24 protein-coding genes, 1 other RNA gene and 1 other annotated feature are annotated in these 23,274 nt (G+C 51.5%); of the genes, 12 read left to right on the forward strand and 13 right to left on the reverse strand.

All coding sequences use genetic code 11. The annotated features are described in order from the left end of the window. Positions 1–9: 9 nt before the first annotated feature. The 3 genes from BZG25_RS03620 to BZG25_RS03630 all read right to left on the reverse strand — a co-directional run bounded on the left by BZG25_RS03620 (position 10) and on the right by BZG25_RS03630 (position 2,592). Entirely contained in the window at positions 10–1,842 is a 1,833-nt protein-coding gene (locus tag BZG25_RS03620; protein WP_077638534.1) for a methyl-accepting chemotaxis protein, read from the reverse strand. Positions 1,843–1,967: 125 nt separating this feature from the next. Next, entirely contained in the window at positions 1,968–2,276 is a 309-nt protein-coding gene (locus tag BZG25_RS03625; protein WP_077578944.1) for a hypothetical protein, read from the reverse strand. A gap of 52 nt (positions 2,277–2,328) precedes the next feature. After that, positions 2,329–2,592 (reverse strand): succinate dehydrogenase assembly factor 2, encoded by a 264-nt coding sequence (locus BZG25_RS03630; RefSeq protein ID WP_046074077.1) that lies wholly within the window; start codon positions 2,590–2,592, stop codon positions 2,329–2,331. Positions 2,593–2,808: 216 nt separating this feature from the next. Between BZG25_RS03630 and ygfZ the strand changes: the two genes are divergently transcribed. The 5 genes from ygfZ (at position 2,809) to BZG25_RS03655 (ending at position 6,173) form a co-directional block, all read left to right on the forward strand. Continuing rightward, a complete protein-coding gene (ygfZ, locus tag BZG25_RS03635; RefSeq protein ID WP_077638535.1) occupies positions 2,809–3,786 on the forward strand; it encodes a tRNA-modifying protein YgfZ in 978 nt (325 codons plus the stop codon). A 3-nt stretch (positions 3,787–3,789) separates the two neighbouring features. Continuing rightward, on the forward strand, positions 3,790–4,293 hold the full coding sequence (locus BZG25_RS03640; RefSeq protein WP_077638536.1) for an aminoacyl-tRNA deacylase: 504 nt from the start codon (positions 3,790–3,792) through the stop codon (positions 4,291–4,293). 8 nt (positions 4,294–4,301) lie between these two features. Then, on the forward strand, positions 4,302–5,273 hold the full coding sequence (locus tag BZG25_RS03645; RefSeq protein ID WP_046074074.1) for a LysR family transcriptional regulator: 972 nt from the start codon (positions 4,302–4,304) through the stop codon (positions 5,271–5,273). Continuing rightward, positions 5,273–5,809: a GNAT family N-acetyltransferase gene (locus BZG25_RS03650; protein WP_077638537.1), complete on the forward strand. Its 537-nt coding sequence runs from the start codon at positions 5,273–5,275 to the stop codon at positions 5,807–5,809. Before BZG25_RS03645 ends, BZG25_RS03650 begins: the two co-directional genes overlap by 1 nt. Positions 5,810–5,927: 118 nt before the next feature. Continuing rightward, positions 5,928–6,173 (forward strand): DUF1107 domain-containing protein, encoded by a 246-nt coding sequence (locus BZG25_RS03655; RefSeq protein ID WP_077578947.1) that lies wholly within the window; start codon positions 5,928–5,930, stop codon positions 6,171–6,173. Positions 6,174–6,271: 98 nt separating this feature from the next. Here the strand turns inward: BZG25_RS03655 and gcvH are convergent, their stop codons facing one another. From gcvH to BZG25_RS03675, 4 genes are all read right to left on the reverse strand, one after another. Then, positions 6,272–6,661 carry a glycine cleavage system protein GcvH gene (gene gcvH / locus BZG25_RS03660; protein WP_321166657.1) on the reverse strand — a complete coding sequence of 130 codons (390 nt, stop codon included), beginning with the start codon at positions 6,659–6,661 and terminating at the stop codon, positions 6,272–6,274. A gap of 159 nt (positions 6,662–6,820) precedes the next feature. Continuing rightward, on the reverse strand, positions 6,821–8,056 hold the full coding sequence (locus BZG25_RS03665; protein ID WP_077578948.1) for an FAD-dependent 2-octaprenylphenol hydroxylase: 1,236 nt from the start codon (positions 8,054–8,056) through the stop codon (positions 6,821–6,823). Then, positions 8,053–9,243, reverse strand: a complete 1,191-nt coding sequence (gene ubiH / locus BZG25_RS03670) for a 2-octaprenyl-6-methoxyphenyl hydroxylase (protein WP_077578949.1) — start codon at positions 9,241–9,243, stop codon at positions 8,053–8,055. The genes BZG25_RS03665 and ubiH overlap by 4 nt, the downstream gene beginning before the upstream one ends. A gap of 57 nt (positions 9,244–9,300) precedes the next feature. Further along, positions 9,301–9,876, reverse strand: a complete 576-nt coding sequence (locus BZG25_RS03675; RefSeq protein WP_046074213.1) for a UPF0149 family protein — start codon at positions 9,874–9,876, stop codon at positions 9,301–9,303. Positions 9,877–10,334: 458 nt separating this feature from the next. Here BZG25_RS03675 and zapA point away from each other — a divergent pair, with 458 nt between their 5' ends. The 5 genes from zapA to serA all read left to right on the forward strand — a co-directional run bounded on the left by zapA (position 10,335) and on the right by serA (position 13,761). Next, complete coding sequence (gene zapA / locus BZG25_RS03680) at positions 10,335–10,640, forward strand: cell division protein ZapA (RefSeq protein WP_046074068.1); 306 nt, start codon at positions 10,335–10,337, stop codon at positions 10,638–10,640. Between the two features lie 3 nt (positions 10,641–10,643). Further along, positions 10,644–10,826, forward strand: a non-coding RNA gene (gene ssrS, locus BZG25_RS03685) — 6S RNA. 33 nt (positions 10,827–10,859) lie between these two features. Then, the gene (locus BZG25_RS03690; protein WP_077578951.1) at positions 10,860–11,459 is read left to right on the forward strand and encodes a 5-formyltetrahydrofolate cyclo-ligase; all 600 of its coding nucleotides are present in this window, start codon (positions 10,860–10,862) and stop codon (positions 11,457–11,459) included. Between the two features lie 56 nt (positions 11,460–11,515). Beyond that, positions 11,516–12,175: a ribose-5-phosphate isomerase RpiA gene (gene rpiA / locus BZG25_RS03695; protein ID WP_046074066.1), complete on the forward strand. Its 660-nt coding sequence runs from the start codon at positions 11,516–11,518 to the stop codon at positions 12,173–12,175. A 353-nt stretch (positions 12,176–12,528) separates the two neighbouring features. Further along, on the forward strand, positions 12,529–13,761 hold the full coding sequence (serA, locus tag BZG25_RS03705; protein WP_046074064.1) for a phosphoglycerate dehydrogenase: 1,233 nt from the start codon (positions 12,529–12,531) through the stop codon (positions 13,759–13,761). Between the two features lie 71 nt (positions 13,762–13,832). Here serA and yaaA read toward each other — a convergent pair whose 3' ends face one another. Next, positions 13,833–14,606, reverse strand: a complete 774-nt coding sequence (gene yaaA, locus BZG25_RS03710) for a peroxide stress protein YaaA (protein WP_046074063.1) — start codon at positions 14,604–14,606, stop codon at positions 13,833–13,835. A gap of 94 nt (positions 14,607–14,700) precedes the next feature. Beyond that, entirely contained in the window at positions 14,701–16,125 is a 1,425-nt protein-coding gene (locus tag BZG25_RS03715; protein ID WP_077578952.1) for a sodium:alanine symporter family protein, read from the reverse strand. A 243-nt stretch (positions 16,126–16,368) separates the two neighbouring features. On the opposite strand from BZG25_RS03715, the gene BZG25_RS03720 reads away from it, so the two are divergent. Next, positions 16,369–16,548, forward strand: a complete 180-nt coding sequence (locus BZG25_RS03720; RefSeq protein WP_046074061.1) for a DUF3545 family protein — start codon at positions 16,369–16,371, stop codon at positions 16,546–16,548. Positions 16,549–16,621: 73 nt separating this feature from the next. On the opposite strand, the gene ung is transcribed toward BZG25_RS03720, so the two are convergent. Next, the gene (ung, locus tag BZG25_RS03725) at positions 16,622–17,305 is read right to left on the reverse strand and encodes a uracil-DNA glycosylase (RefSeq protein WP_046074060.1); all 684 of its coding nucleotides are present in this window, start codon (positions 17,303–17,305) and stop codon (positions 16,622–16,624) included. A gap of 597 nt (positions 17,306–17,902) precedes the next feature. Here ung and grcA point away from each other — a divergent pair. Then, on the forward strand, positions 17,903–18,280 hold the full coding sequence (gene grcA, locus BZG25_RS03730) for an autonomous glycyl radical cofactor GrcA (RefSeq protein WP_046074059.1): 378 nt from the start codon (positions 17,903–17,905) through the stop codon (positions 18,278–18,280). A 96-nt stretch (positions 18,281–18,376) separates the two neighbouring features. Here the strand turns inward: grcA and thrC are convergent, their stop codons facing one another. From thrC to thrA, 3 genes are read right to left on the reverse strand one after another with little or no spacing between them, the layout of a single operon-like run. Beyond that, positions 18,377–19,660 carry a threonine synthase gene (thrC, locus tag BZG25_RS03735; RefSeq protein WP_077578953.1) on the reverse strand — a complete coding sequence of 428 codons (1,284 nt, stop codon included), beginning with the start codon at positions 19,658–19,660 and terminating at the stop codon, positions 18,377–18,379. Beyond that, the gene (gene thrB / locus BZG25_RS03740; RefSeq protein ID WP_077578954.1) at positions 19,657–20,616 is read right to left on the reverse strand and encodes a homoserine kinase; all 960 of its coding nucleotides are present in this window, start codon (positions 20,614–20,616) and stop codon (positions 19,657–19,659) included. The genes thrC and thrB overlap by 4 nt, the downstream gene beginning before the upstream one ends. A gap of 2 nt (positions 20,617–20,618) precedes the next feature. After that, positions 20,619–23,078: a bifunctional aspartate kinase/homoserine dehydrogenase I gene (gene thrA / locus BZG25_RS03745; RefSeq protein ID WP_077638538.1), complete on the reverse strand. Its 2,460-nt coding sequence runs from the start codon at positions 23,076–23,078 to the stop codon at positions 20,619–20,621. A gap of 24 nt (positions 23,079–23,102) precedes the next feature. Beyond that, positions 23,103–23,219, reverse strand: a sequence feature (Thr leader region). Positions 23,220–23,274: the final 55 nt, after the last annotated feature.

Here is a 23,274-nt window from a genome sequence, read left to right on the forward strand (position 1 = left end):
TCATCGCGGTTATTCGCTTTTAAACTCGCTCACCGCACGCTCAAGGTGTGCGGCTTCTTCGGCCACCTTGTGTGCCGCTTCGCGGTTCTGGTTGGCGCGTTCAGTACTGTTTTGCGCAATATCTTGAATATTGTGCACGTTTTGATTGACTTCTTTTGCCACCGAGCTTTGCTGCTCGATCGCCGTGGCAATGTGGGTGCTCATATCCATGATGTTTTGCATATCTTCCATGATCTGCGAGAGCTCTTGCGAAGCCGCTTCCACCTTACCCACGGATGTTTCCCCGTCTTCTCGGCTTTGCTCCATACGCTCAGAAACTGACTGAGTTTGCGCTTGCAACGACGTAATAATGCCAGAAATTTCATCGGTTGATTCACGCGTACGGGTCGCCAACTGGCGCACCTCATCAGCCACGACCGCAAAGCCACGTCCTTGCTCACCAGCGCGCGCCGCTTCAATCGCCGCGTTCAGTGCCAATAAGTTGGTTTGCTCGGAAATATCTTTAATCACATCTAATACTGAGCCGATGGTTTCAGACAGCTTACTCAGTTCAAGCACCTCGTTGCTGGTATTACTGAGGGTTTCTGCCAGTGTCATGATCATCGCTTTAGTGTCATCCACCACTTTTTGCCCGTTCTCCGCACGGCTTAAGCTGGTGCGCGCATTCTCCGCGGCCTGATCGGTATTACCCGCAATATCGCGAATGGTGCTTTCCATCTCATTCATCGCAGTCGCGGCATGAGTGGTTTCATCTAACTGGGTAGCCATGGCGGCCCCAGTGGCTTCAGTACGGGATTCAACTTGCTCTGCACTTTGATTAAGCGCTTGTATGGCGCGACTCACATCCAAAACCATGGTTTGGATACTGCCGAGCATCTGGTTAACGTCTTTCGCCATGAAGGCAATCTCATCACGACCGTTTTCGTCAGCTCTCAAGGTCAGATCCCGCTGCTGTGTAATGGCGGCCATTTGCTCACTAAATCGGTAAATACGCTGTTGAATGCCACGGTTCATCCACAACGAAATCGCTGTCATCACCAGTGCCAGTATCACCACCACCGATCCGGTCATCATCACGGTCTGTCTTAAGGCTTGCGAAATGGCCTGCTCATACTCTTTACTGAGCACATCGAACATTTCCTCAACTTGGTGGGTTTTCCCCCGGATTTGCCCCAGTAGGCCTTTGTCTGCCGCTAGCCCTAATGTCTTTTTCTGCGCGACAATCTTGTCCACTTGCGCCTGATGCGCTTGAAATAAAGCGAGCAGGTCACCGCGAAGGTAATCTTCAAGCTCTTGCATTTGGCTTTGATATTCATCGATGTAGTCAAGGTTACTGCTTTGCACAAACAGTTTGGCATCTGCGGCTAATAAGCGGGCGCTACTCTCAAGCACAATGTCATTTTTGGTCGCTGCCACCATTTTCTTGCTCGCGTTTTGCATCTGTCCTCGGATCCCCTGCTCAGGGGTTAACCCCAATGTTTGGTAACCCTTACCCAGATCGCGAAAGCCGTTGGCATACGCTGTCATTGCTCGCTGCACTTTATCAATGGTCGCAGTCTCCAGCCCCAACGAAGCACTGCGGGCGCGAAAATCACTCAGCAGCTGATCGAACGCGTCGACATTGTTATCAAAACGGGAGAGATATTTGGGGTCCATGCGCGCGAGAAAGTCTTTCTCATTGCGGCGTAGATTGAGCAAGATCACCTCAAGATCAGAGACCGTGGTTAGCTGACTGTGCATTTTTTGTAGCCGCGTTTCCGCTTTCCATGCAACGGCGGCAACTGCAAGTAGCGCCAACACCGACATCAAGGTGAGTGACAAGAGTTTTTGTTTAATATTCATAGCGACCCTACAGCGTTATCTGAGCAGAATGGATTGAACCCGTGTTCCTTGAATATCGGAGATAACGTGAAAAAGTAAAGCCACGCAATCGGTTTGTCACAAATATGTCACATGCTATCCCAGCCTTACTGACAGCAATGCCGATAAATCAGACGAAAATGATAGTCTGGAAGGCCATAACGCCAAATATAAAGGTATTGGGCATCCGCACGCGCGGCGAGCACCAGCAGCCATGGGGTCGCATAAACACAGGTCAGTTTTCGATACTGCCCATTAGGCATGACCGCCCAAGCGTCAGATGAAAAGCGAAAGGGGCCTTCGTTAGCGATGAGGTGAGCATGGAAACGGAGCAAGTCTCGTACCGCCCAAACGGTTAGCACAGCACGAGCACTCAAAGGAAGGGAAACATGCGACACGGCCAGCCAAGCCACCATCGTTCCTAGCAAAAGCAGACAGACAGTGACATAACGCGGGCAATGTAGGTGACTATGTACGTAACTTACTGCGGTTATAAGCGACGACCTTATCGACAACAGATTTCATCTTCGGGTCGTCAGGTTTACCATGCCCCATCAGCCAGGCAAACAAGTCAGGATCCGCGCTTTCCAAAAATGCGACAAAATCCTGTTTTTCTTTTTCATTAAGCGTGTCGTAGCAGGCTTCAAAATACGGCATAACCAACACATCCAGTTCCAACATGCCGCGACGACATGCCCAACGAACCCGCGCTTTATCCTCGGTATTAACCATTGTTTACCTCTATCGATGATGTCAGTACTCGCATACTATCAATGCCGTTATCGGGCGACTACTTTTGCTGAGCAACAAACCACGAATCTGAGAGCTCTCTAGCGTTAATTCGGTTTATACAGCAATCGCCCGACAAGACAAAGGCTGACAAGCTTTATGCTCCCTATTAGTATACGGGGCAGAGTCTATGTTTTCTCAACAGAGAGCGTGAATGTTATGAGTGAATGGTATCAAACCGTAGCCTTTGAGCCTGCGGATACACACCCCAGTGATCCACAACCTGAACTGGCGATGGTTGCCCTTGATAACTGGGCAATCACTAAAGTGAGCGGCAATGATACGAAAAGCTACTTACAAGGCCAGCTCACTTGCGATATTGCGAACCTCGCAGAAGATAAATCGACCCTCGCCGCCCATTGCGATCCAAAAGGTAAAGTTTGGTCAGTACTGCGTTTTTTCCATTACCAAGACGGGCTCGCCATGGTGCAACCGGCGTCGATTGAAGCCACCCAGCTTCAAGAAGTAAAAAAGTACGCCATTTTTTCCAAGATTGCGTTTGAAAAGGTCGATGCCGTGTTGCTCGGTGTCATTGGTACACAGGCAGACAAGGTAGTGGCTGATCACTTCGGCCCGCACGGTGACGTTCGCCAAGGGCAACAAGGCACCGCTGTATACGTTGAACCACATCGCTGGTTGCTGGTGGTTGACGCGGCCAAAGCCACAGAGCTTACCCATCAATACTCAGCCGCATTGCTCACCCATGAGTATTGGGACAAGTGGGATATTGACGCGGCATTACCCCGCATCGAGCAAGCGACCAGCGGTGAATTTATCCCGCAATCGCTAAATCTTCAGGCGCTGGACGCGATCAGTTTTACCAAAGGCTGTTATACCGGACAAGAAACCGTGGCACGAGCCAAGTATCGAGGCATGAATAAGCGCGCCATGTACACGCTGAGCGGCCACGCCGAGCACACACCTGTTGCAGGCGACAAAATCGAACGTGCGGTGGGTGATAATTGGCGCGCAGGCGGGACAGTGATCGCTGGTTATCGCGATGCTAACGGCAATGCGAGCGTGTTAGCCGTGCTGCCAAACAACTTGGACGACGACACCGCTTTCCGCCTTGCTGAGTCTCCTTCGTACGCATGGCAGCGTGAGCCACTTCCTTATTCACTTGAGGACGATGATTAAGCCGTGTACGCGGATCCTAATTGGCAAACCCCGGTGACTGCCGCGCTCGATAGCGCCCATATTCGCTACCAAATACTGTGGCAGTCACGCGCGACACAATCGATTGAGGAAACCGCGAAACAACGTGGTATTGATCCTTCTCAAATGCTCAAAACCATGGTGTTGCGTGATATGGGAGGGCGCTATGCAGTGGCTTGTGTCCCAGGCGATCAGCAAGTCTGCCCACCCAAAGTGCGCCAACTACTCGGCTGGCGACGGATGACACTTGCCAGTGCCCAACAAGTGCAAAGCACTACCGGCTACGCACGCGGTACTGTCGCGCCACTAGGGCTCTCTCCGGATCTGGCCTTGGTCTTTGATGAGCAGATCTGGGACTATGAAACTGTCACTATTAGCAGCGGTGATCCCCATGCCGGATTATGGGTGAGCGTGAAGGATCTTCTCGCACTTTGCCAGCCGCTGCGTGCCGAAATATGTCGTAATCGGGCAAATCAAATGAAGGAATGACCCAACGGATGGCACAAAAACACTGGCGTAAATACGATCTCAACTTGTTGGTGACCTTTGTCACTTTAATGGAAACACGCAGCGTGACTGGGGCTGCACAGCGCCTATCTCTGGGTCAGTCAGCCATGAGCCATAGTTTGGCACGTCTGCGTACCATGCTTGACGATCCCCTTTTTGAGCGGCGTGGACACCAAATGGTACCCACTGCTCGCGCACTGGATATCGCCCCTAAAATTGAGGCGCTACTCGACACCCTCGCCACGGACGTGCTGACCCCGCCCGCTTTTGAGCCTGTCCTGTTTGATGGTCAGATCCGCCTTGGGCTCACCGACTACGCTGAGCTTATCTTCGCCCCTGCACTGTTCGACACCCTCAACCAGCAACTTCCTTTAGCACAACTTAGCTTGCGCCCGGTTGACCGTCGCCACTGTCTGGACGCGATTAAAAACGATGATGTCGACGCGGTGATCGGCGTGATCCCCGACAACACCGAGATTCTTGATAGTCAGGTATTATACCATGAGCAGCATGTGTGCTTATTTGATCCACACAGCACCGGGCTCGGCACACCCATCACCCTCGCCGATTTTGTCGCTACACCACATGCACTGGTTAGCACATATGGCCAGCTCTCCAGCCCGATAGATGCGCGTTTGGCAGCACTCGGCTATCATCGACAAGTGGTGATGGGATCGCAGCGGTTTCTCACGGTGAGGCAACTGCTCAAAGGGCGACAGCTGCTTTGTACCGTCCCAGAGCTTATGGCGCGATTAGATACCTTTAACGATGCTAACCATCTGGCATTCAGCCCTCCCCCTATTGATGTGCCAGGGTTTGATATTGGCTTGGCATGGCGACATCAAGCGAGCGGTCACCCCAAAATGCAGTGGCTCATTGATCAGATCACCACCATTGTCGACAAGCGCGTGGCTTCCCTAAAAACGTCATCAACCCTGTCTCACTCGCAAAAGGAAACCTAATGAACATCGTCTCTCTATCGACCCTTAATCCCGATTACGTGGCGCAACGGGTCAGTGAAACGTTCACGCATAGTGAGGGGGCCGACACCGGTGAAGTCATCCGACAACTGGTGGATAAGCTGCTCGGTGAAACGCCCAGTGAAGACTGTCATGGCTGGGGATACCTTGAGGGTGAGAGCTTAGTGGGCGCTGTCTTTTTCTCACGGTTGACCTACCCGCATACCAATAAGATAACGCTGCTCTCTCCGATGGCTATCCACCCGGATTATCAGCGCCAAGGGCATGGAAAAGCATTAATCAACGCCGGGCTGCAACAGCTACGCACTTTGGGTTATCAGGCGGTGATGACCTACGGGGATCCTGCTTTCTACACCCAGCTAGGGTTTAGCGCTGCCGACCCTACCGAGATCGTGCCACCACATACATTAAGCTACCCACACGGTTGGCTGGCCCAGTCGCTTACTGACAGTGACTTGCCAGCATTAGGCTCCAAACCGTGCTGCGTCGATGCCTTCAACCAGGCGGATTTATGGTAAGGATAAAGTGAATGTTTTTTTAGGCATTGTCATCACCGCGACATAAACCCACTTCACAATCGGTGCCGTTTTCACACCCCTACCGGGTGACGACCACCAACATTAGTAAGAAGAGGTTATGCGCGTTTTTAATCGCTACTCACCCAAGCTTGTCGCCAAACATGTCACACGCTTATTCTCAGGGCGCCTATATATCGCCGGACGCGGTCGGTTTGATTTTAATAATGGTTGGTTAAGCGCCCCCGATCACGCCACTATCTGTCACTACCAAACCGTGAAGGAAGTTAACGGTTTGATTCGAGATGTGTATCAAGAAGGGCTGCGAGAACCAGAACAAGCTGGCTCGTTGCGGACCACTTACTGACTTGGCCGCACAATACAAACAGGGGCCCGTTGGACGGGCCCCTGTTTGTTATCGGGAGCAAAAAGACACGGATAGCACAGGTGCTACCCCTGACCGTTTTAGTCTGCGTCTTGATCGCCTAACGTTTCTTCATAGCTTTGCGCATCAAGCAGGCTATCGATTTCAGACTCATCTGTCGCTTGAATCTGGAACAACCAACCATCACCGTAGGGATCGCTGTTAACCAGTTCAGGGGCACTGTCTAACTCTTCATTGACGGCCACGACCTGACCAGAGATGGGCGCATAGATATCTGACGCCGCCTTTACCGACTCTGCGACCGCACAATCGTCACCCGCATCAAAGGTGTCATCTTCATCAGGCAAATCGATAAACACCATGTCCCCTAACAGCGCCTGGGCGTGGTCAGAAATACCAATGGTAAATAGGCCTTCCCCTTCAGGGCGAACCCACTCATGTGTCGCGGTAAATTTTAATTCAGATGGGATATCACTCATAGTCTTGTTCCTTGTTACACCCAATGACAACTCGCACCGTCAGTCGGTAAATTCAACATCATACTCACCATTCAACCATTGCCTGCTCGGCGAGGGTCTTTGTGGTATTTAGCATATTCTCTATTTTTCGCCAATTCAGCCATCACGCAATCACCAAAAAGTCGCGCCTCGCTCACACGGCTTAGCCAGCTCGGGTAACGTCCCCACAAGGCCTAGCGCACGCGCCATAAATGGCTGCTTGGCGCCAGGCAAATGATTGACGGCGCGCATGCCCACGCCACGGACGAGCTTTTTAACCGGATTATCGCCCGCAAATAAACTTCGAAAGCCTTGCATCGCTGCAATCATCTGCGCCGCTTCCGCTTTGCGCCAACGTTCATACTGGCGCAAACCGGCATAATGCCCGATGTCTTTCCCTTTGTCGGCGAGTGAGGCCAATGTTTGCGCCAAGGCGGCCGCGTCGAGCATACCTAAATTCACCCCTTGTCCAGCCAAAGGGTGGATGGTGTGCGCCGCATCACCGACTAAAGCCAGGCGCTCCGCCGCAAAGTGTTGAGCATAACGCATGGTAAGCGGGTAGCTGGCGCGTGGGCCTACCACCTCACAAAGGCCAAGTTGCGCATCAAACGCAGCGGTTAGGGCGCGGTTAAAAGACGCTGAGTCCATCGCGACATAATCCGTCGCTTGTTCTGGGGGGATAGACCAAACAATCGAGCACAGATGGGAGTCGGAAAGCGGTAAGAATGCAAGCGGCCCGTCCGGCGTAAACACTTGACGCGCAACGCCCTGGTGCGGCTCCACCGTGCGCACCGTCGCCACCACCGCATGATGGCCATAGTCGCGCTGTACCAAGGGAAAATGTGCTTGCTCACGCACCCAAGAGCGCGCCCCATCGGCCCCCACGACCAGTTTCGCCGTCACACCGCCCCCAGATGCGAGCTGTAACCAAGTTTCGCTCTCTCCTTGTAGCATGGATTGGCATTGCTCCGGCATCAACACAGTCACATTGTCCTGCTTTTGTACTTTATCGAGCAAAGCCAACTGAATCACACGGTTTTCAACAATATGGCCGAGGTTTTGCTGGCCAAACGCCTGCGCGTCAAAGTGAATATCGGCAAAACTGTCTTTCTCCCACACCCGCATCTGCTGGTAACTGGCCGCGCGACGTGAGGCGATGCCCGGCCATACATCCAGGGTGCGCAGTATGTTCTCACTCGCTCGGCTCAACGCCGAGACGCGGTTCTCTGGTATGTCGTTTAAGGTCGTGTCAGGCGCTTTACCTTCTATCACCACCACCCGTAAATCCGTGTCGGCAAGGGAGGCGGCGAGTGTCAGCCCCACCATGCCGCCACCGACAATGGCCACGTCGGCATTGATCATTTTCATCTCGGTTCTACCCATCCTATGGTGCGTTGCACAAGCGGTTGCTTCATACTCTCTAATGCTGACATCAGCCCTAACCCGGCATTACGTGCCCCCGCCAGAAGCGGACTATCATTGGAAAAGAGGTGAACCAACCCTGATGTCAATGCCACTGTGGCATCTCGGTCTGGTGTTCGTTGTTTGGCGTACGCCATCAATGTTGGCATCGCACCGATATCATCGCCACGCCTTGCCGCCTCCGTCAGCGTGTGCGCTAACGTCATTACATCTCGCAAGCCAAGGTTAAATCCTTGCCCGGCAATAGGGTGTAAGCTTTGTGCCGCATTCCCCACCACGGCCACACGATGACTGACCGGACGAACCACTTGGTTAAGCGTCAATGGATACGCATGGCGCTCTCCAACATGCAGCAATTTGCCCAAACGCCAGCCAAACACCTGCTGCAGGCGCTGAAGAAAGGCGTCATCGCTGATTTGCATCAGCGCATCAGCTTGCTCCGCGGTGACACACCACACTAACGAACACCGTCCTTGCGACATGGGTAACAGCGCCACAGGGCCTGTTTGCGTGAAGCGCTCAAAGGCGTGTCCTTGATGAGGAAGTGCGGTCGAGACATTGGCAATCACCGCCACTTGGCCAAAATCGTGTTGCTTGCATGGCATCTTCAACTGCGCGCAACAAGACGAGCGCCCACCGTCAGCCGCAATAAGTAACGAAGCGGTCAGTGACTCCCCCTGTTTTAATCTCACCGTTACCGCCGCCGGCGTTCGCTCAATCGCCATCACGGCATCTGGGCAAAACACATCGATCGCCTCGCGGTGTTGTAACTTTTGGTGAAGCACCGCACCGGCATCCGCTAACTCGATAACTTGGCCAAGATAAGGCACTCCCTGCGACTGTGCGTCAATATGGGTTTGTCCGGCGTGGCCACGATCAGACACATGAATGTGCTGAATCGGCGTGCCAAAAGGGGCAAGTGAGTCCCACAGCCCCAAGCTCGCAAAGGCTGCACAGCTGCCTTGTGCTAATGCGATACTGCGTGCATCGTAACCCGGGTGTTCGCGGTGATCGGGCACCATTGCCTCGACCACGGCAATACGCAGTGTGCCGCCACTCAATGTGTCTAAGGCCAATGCGGCAGTCGCACCGGCCATTGCGCCGCCTGCGATCACTATGTCATAGGCTTTCATCCCACTTTTACCTCACCCTGAGTCACTTAACGCCTCAATCTGAACGCGTCATTGAGATTAATGCAATGTTTTAGGCGTATCGTCACGGTCCGGACGCGCCCCAAGTTCTGCGTGCACCACCATGCTGCATACGCGTACATGCTCGACAACCTGCTCAAGTAATTCGGCTTGCTCTTGCATGTCGCCATCTTCATCGACACCCAGCTGCGCAACATCTTTGAGATCGCCCAATGCTTCTGTCACATCCTTAGATAAGGTACGCCCTTTGGTTCCGATCAGTCCCACCCCCGCTAAAAACGCGTTAATCCACTCCACCAGCGCTTCGGCACGGGCAACGACACCCGACTGCTCGTCGTCAGGGACATAAATATCTAAATCAAGATCACTGCCGGTAAGCTGCGCTTTTAGCTGATGATAGCTTTGCAAGGCAAGCGTCTTAGACTCTGTTGGCCACCCCATCCCTTGGTGGGTGTAATCATAAAGCATGGTTAACCAGCTACCATCTTCCAGCTCTAGTCCACCACTGAGCATGCCTGCGATTAAACCGTGCATCTCTGCAGGCGTCACCGCCAAACTGTCAGCCCTCAGTGTGTCTGCTGTTGTCGCATAAGCGGGTAAACGGGTATCAGTCACAATCTTGCCCCTTGCTGTGCCATCAAAATAAGAAGCACAGTCTAGCATTTCACACCATCAGGCTGAATCACCGCGATAAAAAACGGTATGATGCCCCACCACGCATGACTGATGACGCAAGACAGTGTATAAGTGCAGATGACGCCCTCACGATGACAAGGATCAACCCTGGCCGCGAGAAGCCACTGTCGCAAGCGAGCCGCCTCACATTTGTGTCTAAAAATGTGCGCGCTTGGTCGTGAAAAGGAGCAAACCTCACGACGCCTCTAGCGCTGCGCCCTAGGTACCGCTTTACCGAGACGCGATGTCGCTGTCATGTTTTGGTCAAATTCCCTGCACCAGTAGCAGAGATGATTTTCGATGTAGTGTATTCACCAGAATAATTGCTAGAATAGCGCCATATTATTGTGTACTGGGCCCTCGACAAATCGGGCCGGATGAGGAGCCAGCGTGGGACTATGAGCACACAACCGGTTGAAATCAAAATTCTAGATCGTCTTGTTCGCGTCAATTGCCCACCCGGGCAAGAGCAAGCGCTTAAAGATGCAGCAAGCGAGTTCGATCAACGGTTGCATCGGCTGGCTGAGCGCACTAAAGTAAGCAATACAGAGCAGCTAATTGCCATTGCCGCTCTCAATGTTTGCCACGAATTAAATGATGCCAAACAGTCGTTAGAGACATTGCAAGATCAGGTCACGCAACGGACCGCCCTGATGACGTCACAACTAGACAAAGCAATGGCAGCGCAAGGATCGCAAGAATAACCCAATTCCCTGGGGTGTTTGTCAGCGGATCTACGTCCCTGAGCCGATAAGCAAAACTAAGGGTGCGTTGTTATAGGCTACTGAGCAAGCTCGGCATGCACCGAGAAGCCTACGGCTTATACTACCCACCCGCCTTGAACCAGCGGGTTCAAGGGCCATCGATCCCAACGGCACCCCGGGGTCTTCTTCTCTACCCTTCGGCTAGCATCAAGGACAGTTATGCAGCCTAGACAACAAATACGACATGCTATTCGCGAAGCACGTCGTCAGCTTTCTCCAGAGCAACAAACGTTCGCCGCAGACGCGGTTGCCAAACGATTTACGGCGCTTGCTGATGTTGAGCAAGCCACGGACATCGCCCTGTACCTCTCATTTGATGGCGAGCTAGATACAACGCCTGTCATTGAGGCGTGCTGGAAAGCGAACAAAAATGTCTACTTGCCCGTCATTCATCCCTTTAGTTGTGGTCACTTACTGTTTCTTCACTACACCCCGACCACCCCAATGCGGGTCAATGGTTATGGTATTGCCGAGCCGACACTCAATATCAATGCGTTAATCCCAACTGCAAAGCTGGACGTGATTGCGACGCCGCTGGTGGCGTTTGACGCAAAAGGACAACGCCTGGGCATGGGAGGAGGCTATTACGATCGCACGCTCGGCTTATGTGCGCCTGATGCGGTCGCGGTTGGGCTCGCGCATGACTGCCAGCAATGGCCAGCGTTACCTACCGAACAGTGGGATGTGCCTTTGCCACATATTTTAACCCCCAGCCAACATTGGCAGTGGCCAACGCGTATTTCGCGACCTAAACCCTGACGCCATCTATTGGCTTCGCTATAATCACGCCCATTCCCCTAGATTCAGGAGTTATCATGACCCAAGACGAAAAGAAAAAAGCCACGGGCGAAGCCGCGGTGGAATATGTCAAGCCGGGCAGTATTATCGGCGTGGGAACCGGTTCTACCGTTAATTACTTTATTGATGCCCTTGCGCCCATTAAAGAGCACATCAAAGGCGCGGTCTCAAGTTCAGAAGCCTCCACCGAGCGACTCAAAGCGTTGGGCATTGAGGTACTCGATGCCAATGAGGTGGCAAGCTTAGACATCTATGTGGATGGTGCGGATGAAATTAACGCGCGTCATCATATGATTAAAGGCGGTGGTGCTGCCTTGACGCGTGAGAAAATCGTCGCGGCGATCGCAGATAAGTTTGTGTGTATTATCGACGACACCAAACATGTGGATGTGCTGGGTGAGTTTCCACTTCCCGTTGAAGTGATCCCCATGGCACGCTCTTATGTCGCGCGTGAATTACTCAAACTAGGGGGCGACCCGTGTTACCGTCAAGGGGTGATCACGGACAATGGCAACGTGATTCTCGACGTACACAATATGAAAATCCAAGATCCCAAAGGATTAGAAGATGCCATCAATGCCATTCCTGGCGTCGTCACCGTTGGGCTGTTTGCCAATCGCGGCGCAGATATTGTGTTAACCGGTACCGACACCGGTGTGAAAAAAGTAGCAAACTGAGTGCATAATACCGCAAATCAGAGGCTTATACGCGGTGGTGAGTAACCAGAAAAGCCAAACGTTTGCGTTAAGTGTAATCAATAAGTTAAAAGCACCTTTTTTAAGGTGCTTTTTTTATGGCCTAGAACGGATAATTCTTACCCCTTATGTGAATTTTTGTTATCTTGGTCACTGTTCTGATACCGGCACATCGCATGCCCAGCGGTCTTTTGACGTAAAAGATCAACCTAATGACCAGGTCAATCAACCGCATCTCCTCGTCGCCATCGTGCGCGGGAATAAGGTACGATGCGCCCCGGCACTCAGGCGCAACATTGCTACCATTATTGTTTCTAAGGAAGAGAACAGCCCGCATGTCACACTATTCACTGGACAAGAATAAAATCAAAATCCTATTACTCGAAGGCGTCCATCCCACTGCTGTTGAAGCCTTCAAGCAGGCCGGATACACCAACATCGAGTACCATAAAGGCTCACTCACCGGTGAGGATCTCGAAGAAGCTATCCAAGATGCACACTTTGTGGGACTACGCTCTCGCACCCAGTTAACGGAAGCCGTCTTTGCAAAAGCGAAAAAGTTGGTCGCGGTTGGCTGTTTTTGTATCGGCACCAATCAAGTGGACCTTGATGCGGCGGCCAAGCGCGGGATCCCCGTTTTTAACGCACCTTTCTCCAACACCCGCAGTGTCGCAGAGCTGGTTTTAGGTGAGATCCTACTGCTCCTACGCGGGATCCCCGAAAAAAATGCCAAAGCGCATCGCGGTGAATGGCAAAAATCCGCTGATCGCTCCTTTGAGGCTCGCGGGAAGGTACTCGGCATTATTGGCTATGGCCACATCGGCACCCAGCTAAGTATCTTGGCAGAAAACTTGGGGATGCGAGTGTATTACTACGATGTTGATAACAAGCTCTCGTTAGGGAACGCCATTCAAGTCAACTCGCTCACAGAACTGCTTAATCGCAGTGATATTGTCTCGCTTCATGTCCCCGAGACGCCAAGCACGCAGAATATGATTGATGCTGAGGCCTTTGCCCGCATGAAACCAGGGGCGATCTTTATTAATGCCTCACGCGGTACGGTGGTCGATATCGATGCTTTATGCGGCGCGCTAGAAAGCAAGCATTTGGCTGGGGCGGCAATCGATGTTTTCCCCGTTGAGCCAAAAACCAATAAAGACGCATTTAGCTCTCCGCTACAAGCGTTTGATAATGCGTTACTCACACCACACATTGGTGGCTCAACCCAAGAAGCACAGGAAAACATCGGCCTGGAAGTAGCCGGTAAGCTGGTGAAGTATTCTGACAATGGCTCGACGCTGTCGTGCGTCAACTTCCCTGAAGTGTCATTGCCAGAACATCAAGGCCGCTCGCGCTTACTGCATATACACGCCAACCGACCTGGGGTGCTGACCAAAATCAACACCACCTTTGCCGACGAAGGTGTCAACATCGCCGCACAGTACTTACAAACATCGTCGCAAATTGGTTATGTGGTGATTGATGTTGAAGACAGTGATCATGCCTACAAGGCACTGAAAAAGCTTAAAGCGATCGAAGGCACCATCCGCGCGCGGATATTGCACTGATTCGAGCCAGAAATGAAAAAAGCCCCTGTTGGGGCTTTTTCGAATTGTTCGCGTTTTATCACTGGCGCCGCTTATTGCTCGTCGCGCAGAAATACCAGCTCATTGTCTTTCGAGTCGGCTTCACTAAAGTAATAGCCTGCCACATTAAACGCTTTAATGTCCGCCACTGAGCTCGCGCGCTTATCAATCAAATACCGCGCCATCATGCCACGGGCTTTTTTGGCATAGAAGCTAATCACCTTGTATTGACCGTTTTTATAATCTTTAAACACTGGGGTGATGATGTCGCCTTTAAGCACCTTCTTGTTGACCGCTTTAAAGTATTCATTGGAGGCAAGGTTGACTAATAGCTCACTGCCCTGTGCCGCCAAATCATCATTCAGTGCCTCTGTGATGATATCGCCCCAGAACTGATATAAGTTGTCGCCTCGTGGTGTCGACAACTTGGTCCCCATTTCCAACCGGTACGGTTGCATCAGATCGAGCGGCCGCAATAGCCCATACAAGCCTGATAACATACGAAAATGATCTTGTGCCCAATCAAAATCTTGCTCGGACATCGAATTGGCATCTAACCCTGTGTACACATCCCCTTTAAATGCAAGCGCCGCAGGTCGTGCATTATCTGGGGTAAAAGAAGGAGACCATTCAGAAAAACGCACAGCATTAAGACTGGCGATTTTATCACTGACTTTCATAAGCGAGGCAATGTCTGCCGGTGTAAGCTGACGGCAAACCTTAATCAACGCCTCTGAGTGTTCAGTAAGCTGAGGTTGGGTATAACGGTCTGTCGGCAATGGCGTTTCATAATCCAAGGTTTTTGCAGGAGAAACCACTATCAGCATGTTGCTCGCCCTTTTGTTATTTATCTTTTGCTAAGCCTATCATTCCCGCATAAAAAAACCACCGCCCGCCACCACACATCATGCGTATCAGTGACTAACGTTTGGGGAGCGGCCACGCCTTATCGTCAAGCTGACTGTGCAGCTCGGGAAAGCGGCGACTGTCGAACACAGGTACCCGCCCCAATGAGCGCTGAGTGTGATAGTCCTTTGCCAGCCGCTTGACGATGCCCGAAAGTAAAAAAATCGCAATCATGTTTACCAGCGCCATCATTCCCATAGACGCATCCGCGAGAGTCCAAACCAGCGGCAGTTCCGCCAGCGCCCCAAACATGACCATACCCAAGACTAAGGCACGGAAGTACGGCAATGCCGGACGACACCGATGATTGATAAACAACAGATTGGTTTCTGCATACGAATAATTAGCAATGATCGAGGTAAAAGCGAAAAAGAAAATGGCGACCGCCACAAACTGTTCGCCCCATTCCCCAACTTGTGCGCTTAACGCCCGCTGAGTCAACTCAACCCCCGTGATTTCGCCGCCGGGAATGTACTCACCTGATAGCAGAATAATCGCCACGGTAGCAGTGCAGATCACCAAGGTATCCACAAACACGCCAAGCATTTGCACGTAACCCTGAGAAACAGGATGAGGAGGATAAGGCGTCGCTGAAGCCGCCGCATTAGGCGCGGAGCCCATGCCTGCTTCGTTAGAGAATAATCCGCGTTTAATCCCCTGAATCATGCCTTGTGCCAAGGTGTAGCCCAAAGCGCCTGATGCCGCTTCGTGGAGACCGAATGCACTTTCTATGATCAAAGAAAATACCGCTGGCACTTTATCAAGATGGGTTAACACCACATACAAAGACAAGGACAAATATAACAGCGCCATCACGGGCACAATCACTTCTGCCGTGCGCGCTATCTGACGTAAGCCACCATAAATGATTAACCCGCTAACCAGCACCAACCCCGCGCCGACATAGGCCGGTGGCCATGAAAATGCCACTTGTGCCGCTTGTGAGATAGAGTTGGCTTGAACCGAATTAAACACTAGCCCAAATGCCAAAATCAGTAATAGGGAGAAGAGTACCCCCATCCAACGCATTCCTAGGCCATGTTCCATGTAATAGGCAGGACCACCGCGAAAATAGCCGTCCGGATCCCGTACCTTATACACTTGCGCCAGCGTACTCTCTGCAAAGGCCGTGGCCATGCCGAGAAATGCCATTAGCCACATCCAAAAGATTGCCCCCGGGCCACCTAATGACAGAGCGACCGCCACCCCGGCCATGTTGCCCGTCCCTACACGCGCGGCGAGCCCGGTACACAAGGCTTGGAAAGAGGAAATGCTGCTCCCCTCACGGCGTCGGCTATGACGCATGACAGAAAACATATGAGAAAAGTGACGAAACTGAATGCCGCCTAATTTTAAGGTAAAAAAGATCCCGCCACCGATGAGCACATAAATGAGCACCGACCCCCAAATCAGATCATTAATAAAAGTGAGTAGGCTCAATGGACTGTCCCTCGTCGTGATTAAGTAAGGATAATGATCAATGCGGCGCAATCTTCGCGTGAACCACCTTCTAGGTCAATTCAAACCCATCACGGCTGGGGCAACAGTCACTCATTTTAAAAATCAGTGATTGCGGTCTCATAAAAACTTCATCGGACTGCCACAAATGAGAAATACTTCAATTTTACGTTAGGGGTAGCTGTGGTATTTAAAATCTGACCGCAAGGTGAAAAAGAGGTGACTATGGAAAACATTGCCTTTAACGATCTGTTCGAGCAAGACAAGCCACAACGCAACGGACGCGCGAAACCAGTCAAACGTAAATGGAGAGAAATTGAAGCGCTGAAAGACAAACAGCGGCTAAAAAAAGAATTGGAAGAAATCGATATTTTTGGCGATTTCTCTCAACTGGACCTCGATTAACTCACCCTCAACATAGGATTGCTAAAAGGTGCTCACCGAGCACCTTTTTTTCATCGCTCCTCAGCGACTGCGCCTACTCCGCCTCGAGATAAGGCTGCCAATCAATGGGCGTCTTCCCTTGCGCCTGAAGCAACGCATTGGTTTGTGAAAAGTGCTGACAACCAAAAAAGCCACGATGCGCTGACAGCGGTGACGGGTGAGGCGCGGTGAGCACATGGTGGCGCTGACGATCGATCGCTTTACCTTTTTTCTGGGCGTGCGCGCCCCATAATAAGAACACCACGCCTTGGCACTGCTGATTTACCGCATCGATGACACGATCAGTAAAGGTTTCCCAACCCAGTTTGGCGTGTGAGTGCGCTTTTCCTTGCTCAACGGTGAGCACAGTATTAAGCAACAACACACCTTGTTCCGCCCAGCTTTTCAAGTAACCGTGAGAAGGTGGCGTAAAGCCTTCAATATCGGTGGCAAGCTCCTTGTAGATATTGACCAATGACGGTGGTGTTTTCACACCCGGTCGCACAGAAAAGCACAGCCCGTGAGCTTGGTTCGGCCCGTGATAAGGATCTTGACCCAGAATCACGACTTTCACCTCGCCCAACTCGGTGTAACGAAAGGCATTAAACACATCTTCCTTCGGAGGAAAAACCGTCACCCCCTTGGCACGTGCTTGTTCAACATAGGCAAGGGTTTCTCGGAAATACGCTTGTTGTTTCTCATCAGCCAATACTTGCTGCCACGTTTGCGCCTGAGTCATGGTTGCTCCTTTTGATTATATTGGCGCTATTCTAACGAGGCAGCATGGCAAAATCAGTGTGTGCAACGATCTTTTGTTCGTTCGGTGTGTGAATGGTAATGACGCTGACAGCGGCCTTGTACCGCGCGGTTAGGGGTCGGTAAGCTCGCACGCGTCATGGTTGGCTTAATCATGGGGCATTCCTCATCATTGTGGATTCATCATTAGCAATGAAATTTTAATGCCAACTTTATAAAAGCAATAAATTCATGGTGTTAGCCTATAAGCTGATCACCCTAAGTCACACAATGAGCACAAGTGGTGCAAATTTGCCTCTTTTTTACGCACACTTGTTTGCGCACACATCACTTTCATTTGTAATTTAATTACTACATTTTGAATCAAAAAATCCCCGTGAGACTCGCAGTGCGGAAGCAGCCGTGCTACAGTCCTCACTGTAGTTCAAAAAAGATTGATATAAGATAAATATCATAATGTTAATTATGAGGTAAACTTGATTCAGGTCAATAAAACCCCACTCTTTAAAGGGTATATATAGGCACTCTAAATGATGAAATCTTACATCATAAAAGTCACTATCATAAAAGGGGATAGGCCATGATCACTGGTATTCAAGTAACCTCAGCGGCCAATGATGAACTCGTTAATTCTATTTGGTTGATTGATAAAGACACCGATCAAGCGCGTTGTGTTTGTGCTAAACAAGGCTTTGAAGCGGATCAGGAAGTTGCCCTATCTTCTTTGGGTGAATTCGATTACCGCGAGGTGAATATCGAGACACAAGCGGTCAACGAAGGCGGCCAGCATCTTAACGTCAACGTATTGAAGCGTGAAACGCTGGAAGATGCAGCAAAGCACCCAGAGAAATACCCACAGCTGACCATTCGCGTCTCCGGTTATGCGGTACGTTTTAACTCACTGACGCCTGAACAGCAGCGCGACGTCATTACACGTACCTTTACCAGCTCACTATAAGCGCATTGCTTTTCGCAAGAGCGCTTACACTGAAACAGCCCGCTATCGCGGGCTGTTTTTTTTCAGGCATAGGCTGGAGTGCGTTGCTTCTACCCGTTAGCCATTAATGTCTAATAGGTAGTCTCGTAGCACTTGGAAATCCGCCTCTTGCTCACGAGAAAGCAGCGTCATTTTCGCGTGTTTCGCGAGCGGCCCAGGCAGGGGGATATCTTTATCCAAAATGGCATCCACCGACTCTTTAAATTTCGCCGGGTGGGCGGTGCACAAGAAGATCCCCTCTTCTCCTGGTTCAAGCTGCTCAGCCAGCAGACGGTAAGCAATCGCACCATGCGGTTCACACAAATAGCCCGCGTGAGAGAGCGATTTTAAGCTCTCAGCCGTTTCCTCATCGTCAGCACGCCCTGAGGCAAGTTCACTCAACGTCCACTGCTCTCGGCGGAAAAGCTCTTCGATACGTGGCCAGTTGTTAGGCTGACTCACGTCCATGGCATTGGATAAGGTGGCGACCGTTTGCTGCGGAGACCATTCCCCCGAGTCCAAATAGCGCGGTACCGTGTCATTGGCATTGGTACCCGCAATAAAGCGCTTAATCGGCAGCCCCATCGCTTTAGCAAGCAAACCGGCCGTGAGGTTACCAAAGTTACCACTTGGCACCGATATCACCACCTGATCGCGTTTATGCGGAGGGAGCTGCGCCACCGCCTCGAAGTAGTAACAAATCTGGGCCATTAAGCGGCTAATGTTGATGGAGTTAGCCGAGTTAAGACCAATGGCCTGACGAAGCTCGCTATCATCAAAGGCTTGCTTGACCATGCTTTGACAATCGTCAAAGGTGCCATTAATCGCGACCGTATGGATATTGCCGCCGAGTGTGCAAAAGAGTTTTTCCTGCAGCGGGCTGATTTTGCCTTTCGGGTACAAGATGACGACATCGATATTATCAATACCGTAGAACGCATGGGCAACAGCCGCCCCGGTATCCCCAGATGTTGCCGTGAGGATGGTGATCTTTTTGCCATCAGAGACCGCTGCCAGCGACTGCGCCATAAAACGGCCACCAAAGTCTTTAAAGGCGAGCGTCGGGCCATGGAAAAGCTCTAGCGCGTGAATATTATCTTTCACCTGGGTAAGCGGTGCGGCAAAGCTAAATGCGTTTTTAACCAGTTCACTCACTTGCTGTTTAGGCAGCTCATCGCCAATTAATGCAGATAAAATTTCGCTACTGCGCGCCACCAAAGGCATGGCCAGTAATGCCTCGATGTCGTCGAAGTGGGGCAAGCTCTCGGGAAAAAAGAGCCCTTGGCCACGACCTAAACCTTGCTGGACCGCCTGAGAGAATGACACGGTTTCACTGTGATCTTTGATGTTATAAAGCTTCATGCCTGACTTCCTATTTCTTTCGCGCCCTGTCCATCAATGCGACATACATGAACAAAGCCATCATCATTTTGTATATAGTGCTCGCGTAACCATTGCGCGACACGCTCTGCCACCTGTCTATCGTCACAAATGCTAAATAGGGTTGGCCCTGAACCGGAAATCCCCGTCGCCAATGCGCCACAACTGGCGGCATACTCGCGCGCTTCAACAAACCCCGGCAGCAGTTTTTGTCGGTACGGTTCAGCAATCACATCGCAAATTAAACTCGCCGCGAGCTTAGGCTGTTGCGTGTGACACGCATGAATAAAACCGCCGAGATAGCGCCCATGGGCGATCACATCTTGCCGGCGATACTGGGCGGGCAAGATGGTGCGTGCTTCTGCCGTCGACACCTTGATGCCCGGATACGCCATCACCCAATACCAGTTTTCAAAGTGTGGCACCGCTTGACTGATCACCCCTTGGCTTTCCAGCATGAGCTGCACGCCACCAAGATAACAAGGCGCGACATTGTCATAATGTAAGCTACCGGAGATGGACGCTTCCATCTCTCCCATCAGCGCTAACATGCGAGTCTCATCGAGCGCATGGTCATGAAAGCGATTCAACGCATCGAGCGCGGCGACAATCGAGCATGCACTGGAGCCAAGTCCTGACCCAATAGGCATATTCTTTTCAAGCACCATGGCAACGGGTTTCACCGCCAAGTCATGGCTTTTAAGCGCCTCGGCATAGGCCAAGTACGCCTGATAAACGATATTATCCTGCTGATTAGCGGGTAGCTTATCGATAAAGCGGCCTTGGCAGCGCAATGAAAAAGCGTGGTTTCCACCGTCTGCCACTTCCACCACATCGCCCAGTAAACTACCGTCGACAGGACTCACCGCTGCCCCTAAGACATCGAATCCCACACTGACATTACCAATCGATGCAGGTGCATAAACACGGACTGCCATAACTAGACTCCTAACTTCCAACCCAGTGTACGCATTAAGTCCGCAAACACCCCGGCGGCGGTCACTGCGGTTCCCGCGCCATAGCCTCGCAGCACCAAAGGAATCGGCTGATAGTACCGGCTATAAAAAGCCAATGCGTTCTCACCCTCTTTGATTTTGTTCATGGGGTCATCGTCAGATACCGCTTGGATTTTGACGAAACAGCGTCCTTCTTCGATACCACCAATATAGCGCAATACTTTGCCTTCTTTGGCGGCAGCCTCGGACCATTGTTTAAAATATTCATCGGCTTGCGGCAAACGCGCCATAAAGGTTTCCACATCACCGGACTGATCAAAGCCAGGCGGAAGCGCAGGTTCGACCTCAACATCATCAAGCTCAAGCTCCATGCCAGCTTCACGTGCCAGAATCAACAGCTTACGTGCCACGTCCATGCCCGACAGATCGTCACGCGGATCCGGCTCAGTAAAACCGTTTTCACGCGCGACCTTGGTCGCCTCACTAAAGCTGGCGCCGTCATCTAACTTGCCGAAAATGTGGGAAAGCGATCCCGATAAGATCCCAGAAAAGCGTGACAGCTCATCCCCTGCCGCAATCAAGTTTTGTAGGTTTTCAATTACCGGCAGGCCTGCGCCCACTGTAGTCTCATACATAAATTTGCGGTGCGTCGCGCGGGCCGCCTGACGCAACTGGTGATAGTAAGCCATGCTGCTGGTATTGGCTTTCTTATTAGGGGTAATCACGTGAAAGCCTGCACGCAAGAAATCAGCATATTGATCGGCGACCTGTTGATCAGCGGTGCAATCGATCAACACAGGGTTAATGATATGATTACGCTGAACTAGCTGGATCATCCCCGCTAAGCTGAACGTAGACAGGTGGTTGGGGAGTTCATCACGCCAGCTATTTAGATCAATGCCTTGGCTGTTAAGCCACATCCCTTTGCTGTTCGCTAAGCCACAGACCCGCATCACAATGCCTTGTTGCTGGAGCTTGGCTTGTTGGCGGCGGATTTGCTCAATCAGCTCACCCCCCACACCACCGACACCGACGATAAACACATCCAAATGATGCTGGCTATTAAATAAGTTCTCATGACAGGCTTTAACCGCCTCAGAGACTCGCTCTGAAGGCACCACCGCAGAAATAGCGCGTTCCGATGAACCTTGAGCAATCGCAACGATATTGACATTGACTTCTGCCAACGAGGTGAAAAAGCGGGAGGCAACACCTTTCGATGTGCGCATGCCATCGCCCACCAAAGAGACAATCGACAAATTATCCATAAACTCGACAGGCTCGAGCAGACCATCTTTCAGTTCAAGCTCAAAATGATTACTCAGCACCTTGTCGGCTTTTTCTTTGTCCTGGCTTTGAATACAAAAACTGATGCTGTACTCAGAAGAGGATTGGGTAATCAACACAATCGACACCCCCGCCGATGACATCGCACCAAATACGCGTGATGCCATCCCTACCATGCCTTTCATACCCGGGCCTGATAGGTTGACCATGCTCAAATCGCTTAAGGTGGTGATGCCCTTAATCGCAAGCTTGTCCTCCCCGCTATCCTCACCAATTAAGGTGCCTTCTGCTTGCGGGTTCGCCGCGTTTTTAATTAAACAAGGGATATGAAAGCGCGCAATCGGTGCGATGGTTTTGGGGTGTAACACTTTCGCGCCAAAGTAAGACAGCTCCATCGCTTCTTGATAGCTCAGCGATTTGAGCAAGCGCGCATCCGGTACGAGGCGAGGGTCACAGTTGTACACCCCATCGACATCTGTCCAAATCTCGCAACACTCGGCACGTACACACGCTGCGAGTACCGCGGCAGAGTAGTCTGAGCCATTCCGTCCTAGGGTCACCAGCTCGCCATTTTCATTCCCCGCCATAAACCCTGGCATTAGACCAATGTGTTTCGCCGGGATGGGCGATTGTTTGAAGCGTTGCGATGAGACTTCGATGTCGACTTCAGCACTTAAGTGACTGCCCGACGCGGCAAAGTATTCCACCGGGTCAATATCGAACACTGCATACCCACGCGCCTCGAGTAGTGCATGCATCGCTGCGACCGACAAACGCTCACCTTTACTGACGACACGTGCATAGGTGCTATCTGGGCATAAGCCCAATAAGCTCATGCCATGCACATATTGGCGAAGCTGGCCGAGACTGCGTGTTAATTTATCGAAAAGTGGCTGGGTATCGAGGTTGGGTTGACGCTCAGCTAGGCCATGAAACAAGCCGACGAAAAGCTGCTCTAGCTCTTTAAGCGGCAATTCCGCTTCACCATGTTTGACCGTGTTCTCAACCACTGAAACGAGGATGTTTGTCACCTTCGCTGGGGCGGATAACACGGCAGACACCTCGCTCTGCCCCTGGTTACTGACAATGATATCGGCAGCGCGACTGAAGCGCTCAGCATCGGCCAGCGACGTGCCACCAAATTTTAAAACTCGCATCCGTTTGGGACCTCTCTTTTAAGATAAAAAAAAGCCCGTACCTGGGAAGGTACGGGCTTTTTTGGAAATTCTGTGCGTATCAGCCCGCACCAACACATGATGTGCCAGTAATAATAATGGTGGTTGTGGTGGTCTGGGTGCTGATCGTTAGTTGCATGTGTGTTGCGTATATCATTTGTTTTGTTTGATTCTCTCT

Source organism: Salinivibrio sp. ML198 (genome assembly GCF_001996015.1).
Classification (GTDB): domain Bacteria; phylum Pseudomonadota; class Gammaproteobacteria; order Enterobacterales; family Vibrionaceae; genus Salinivibrio; species Salinivibrio siamensis.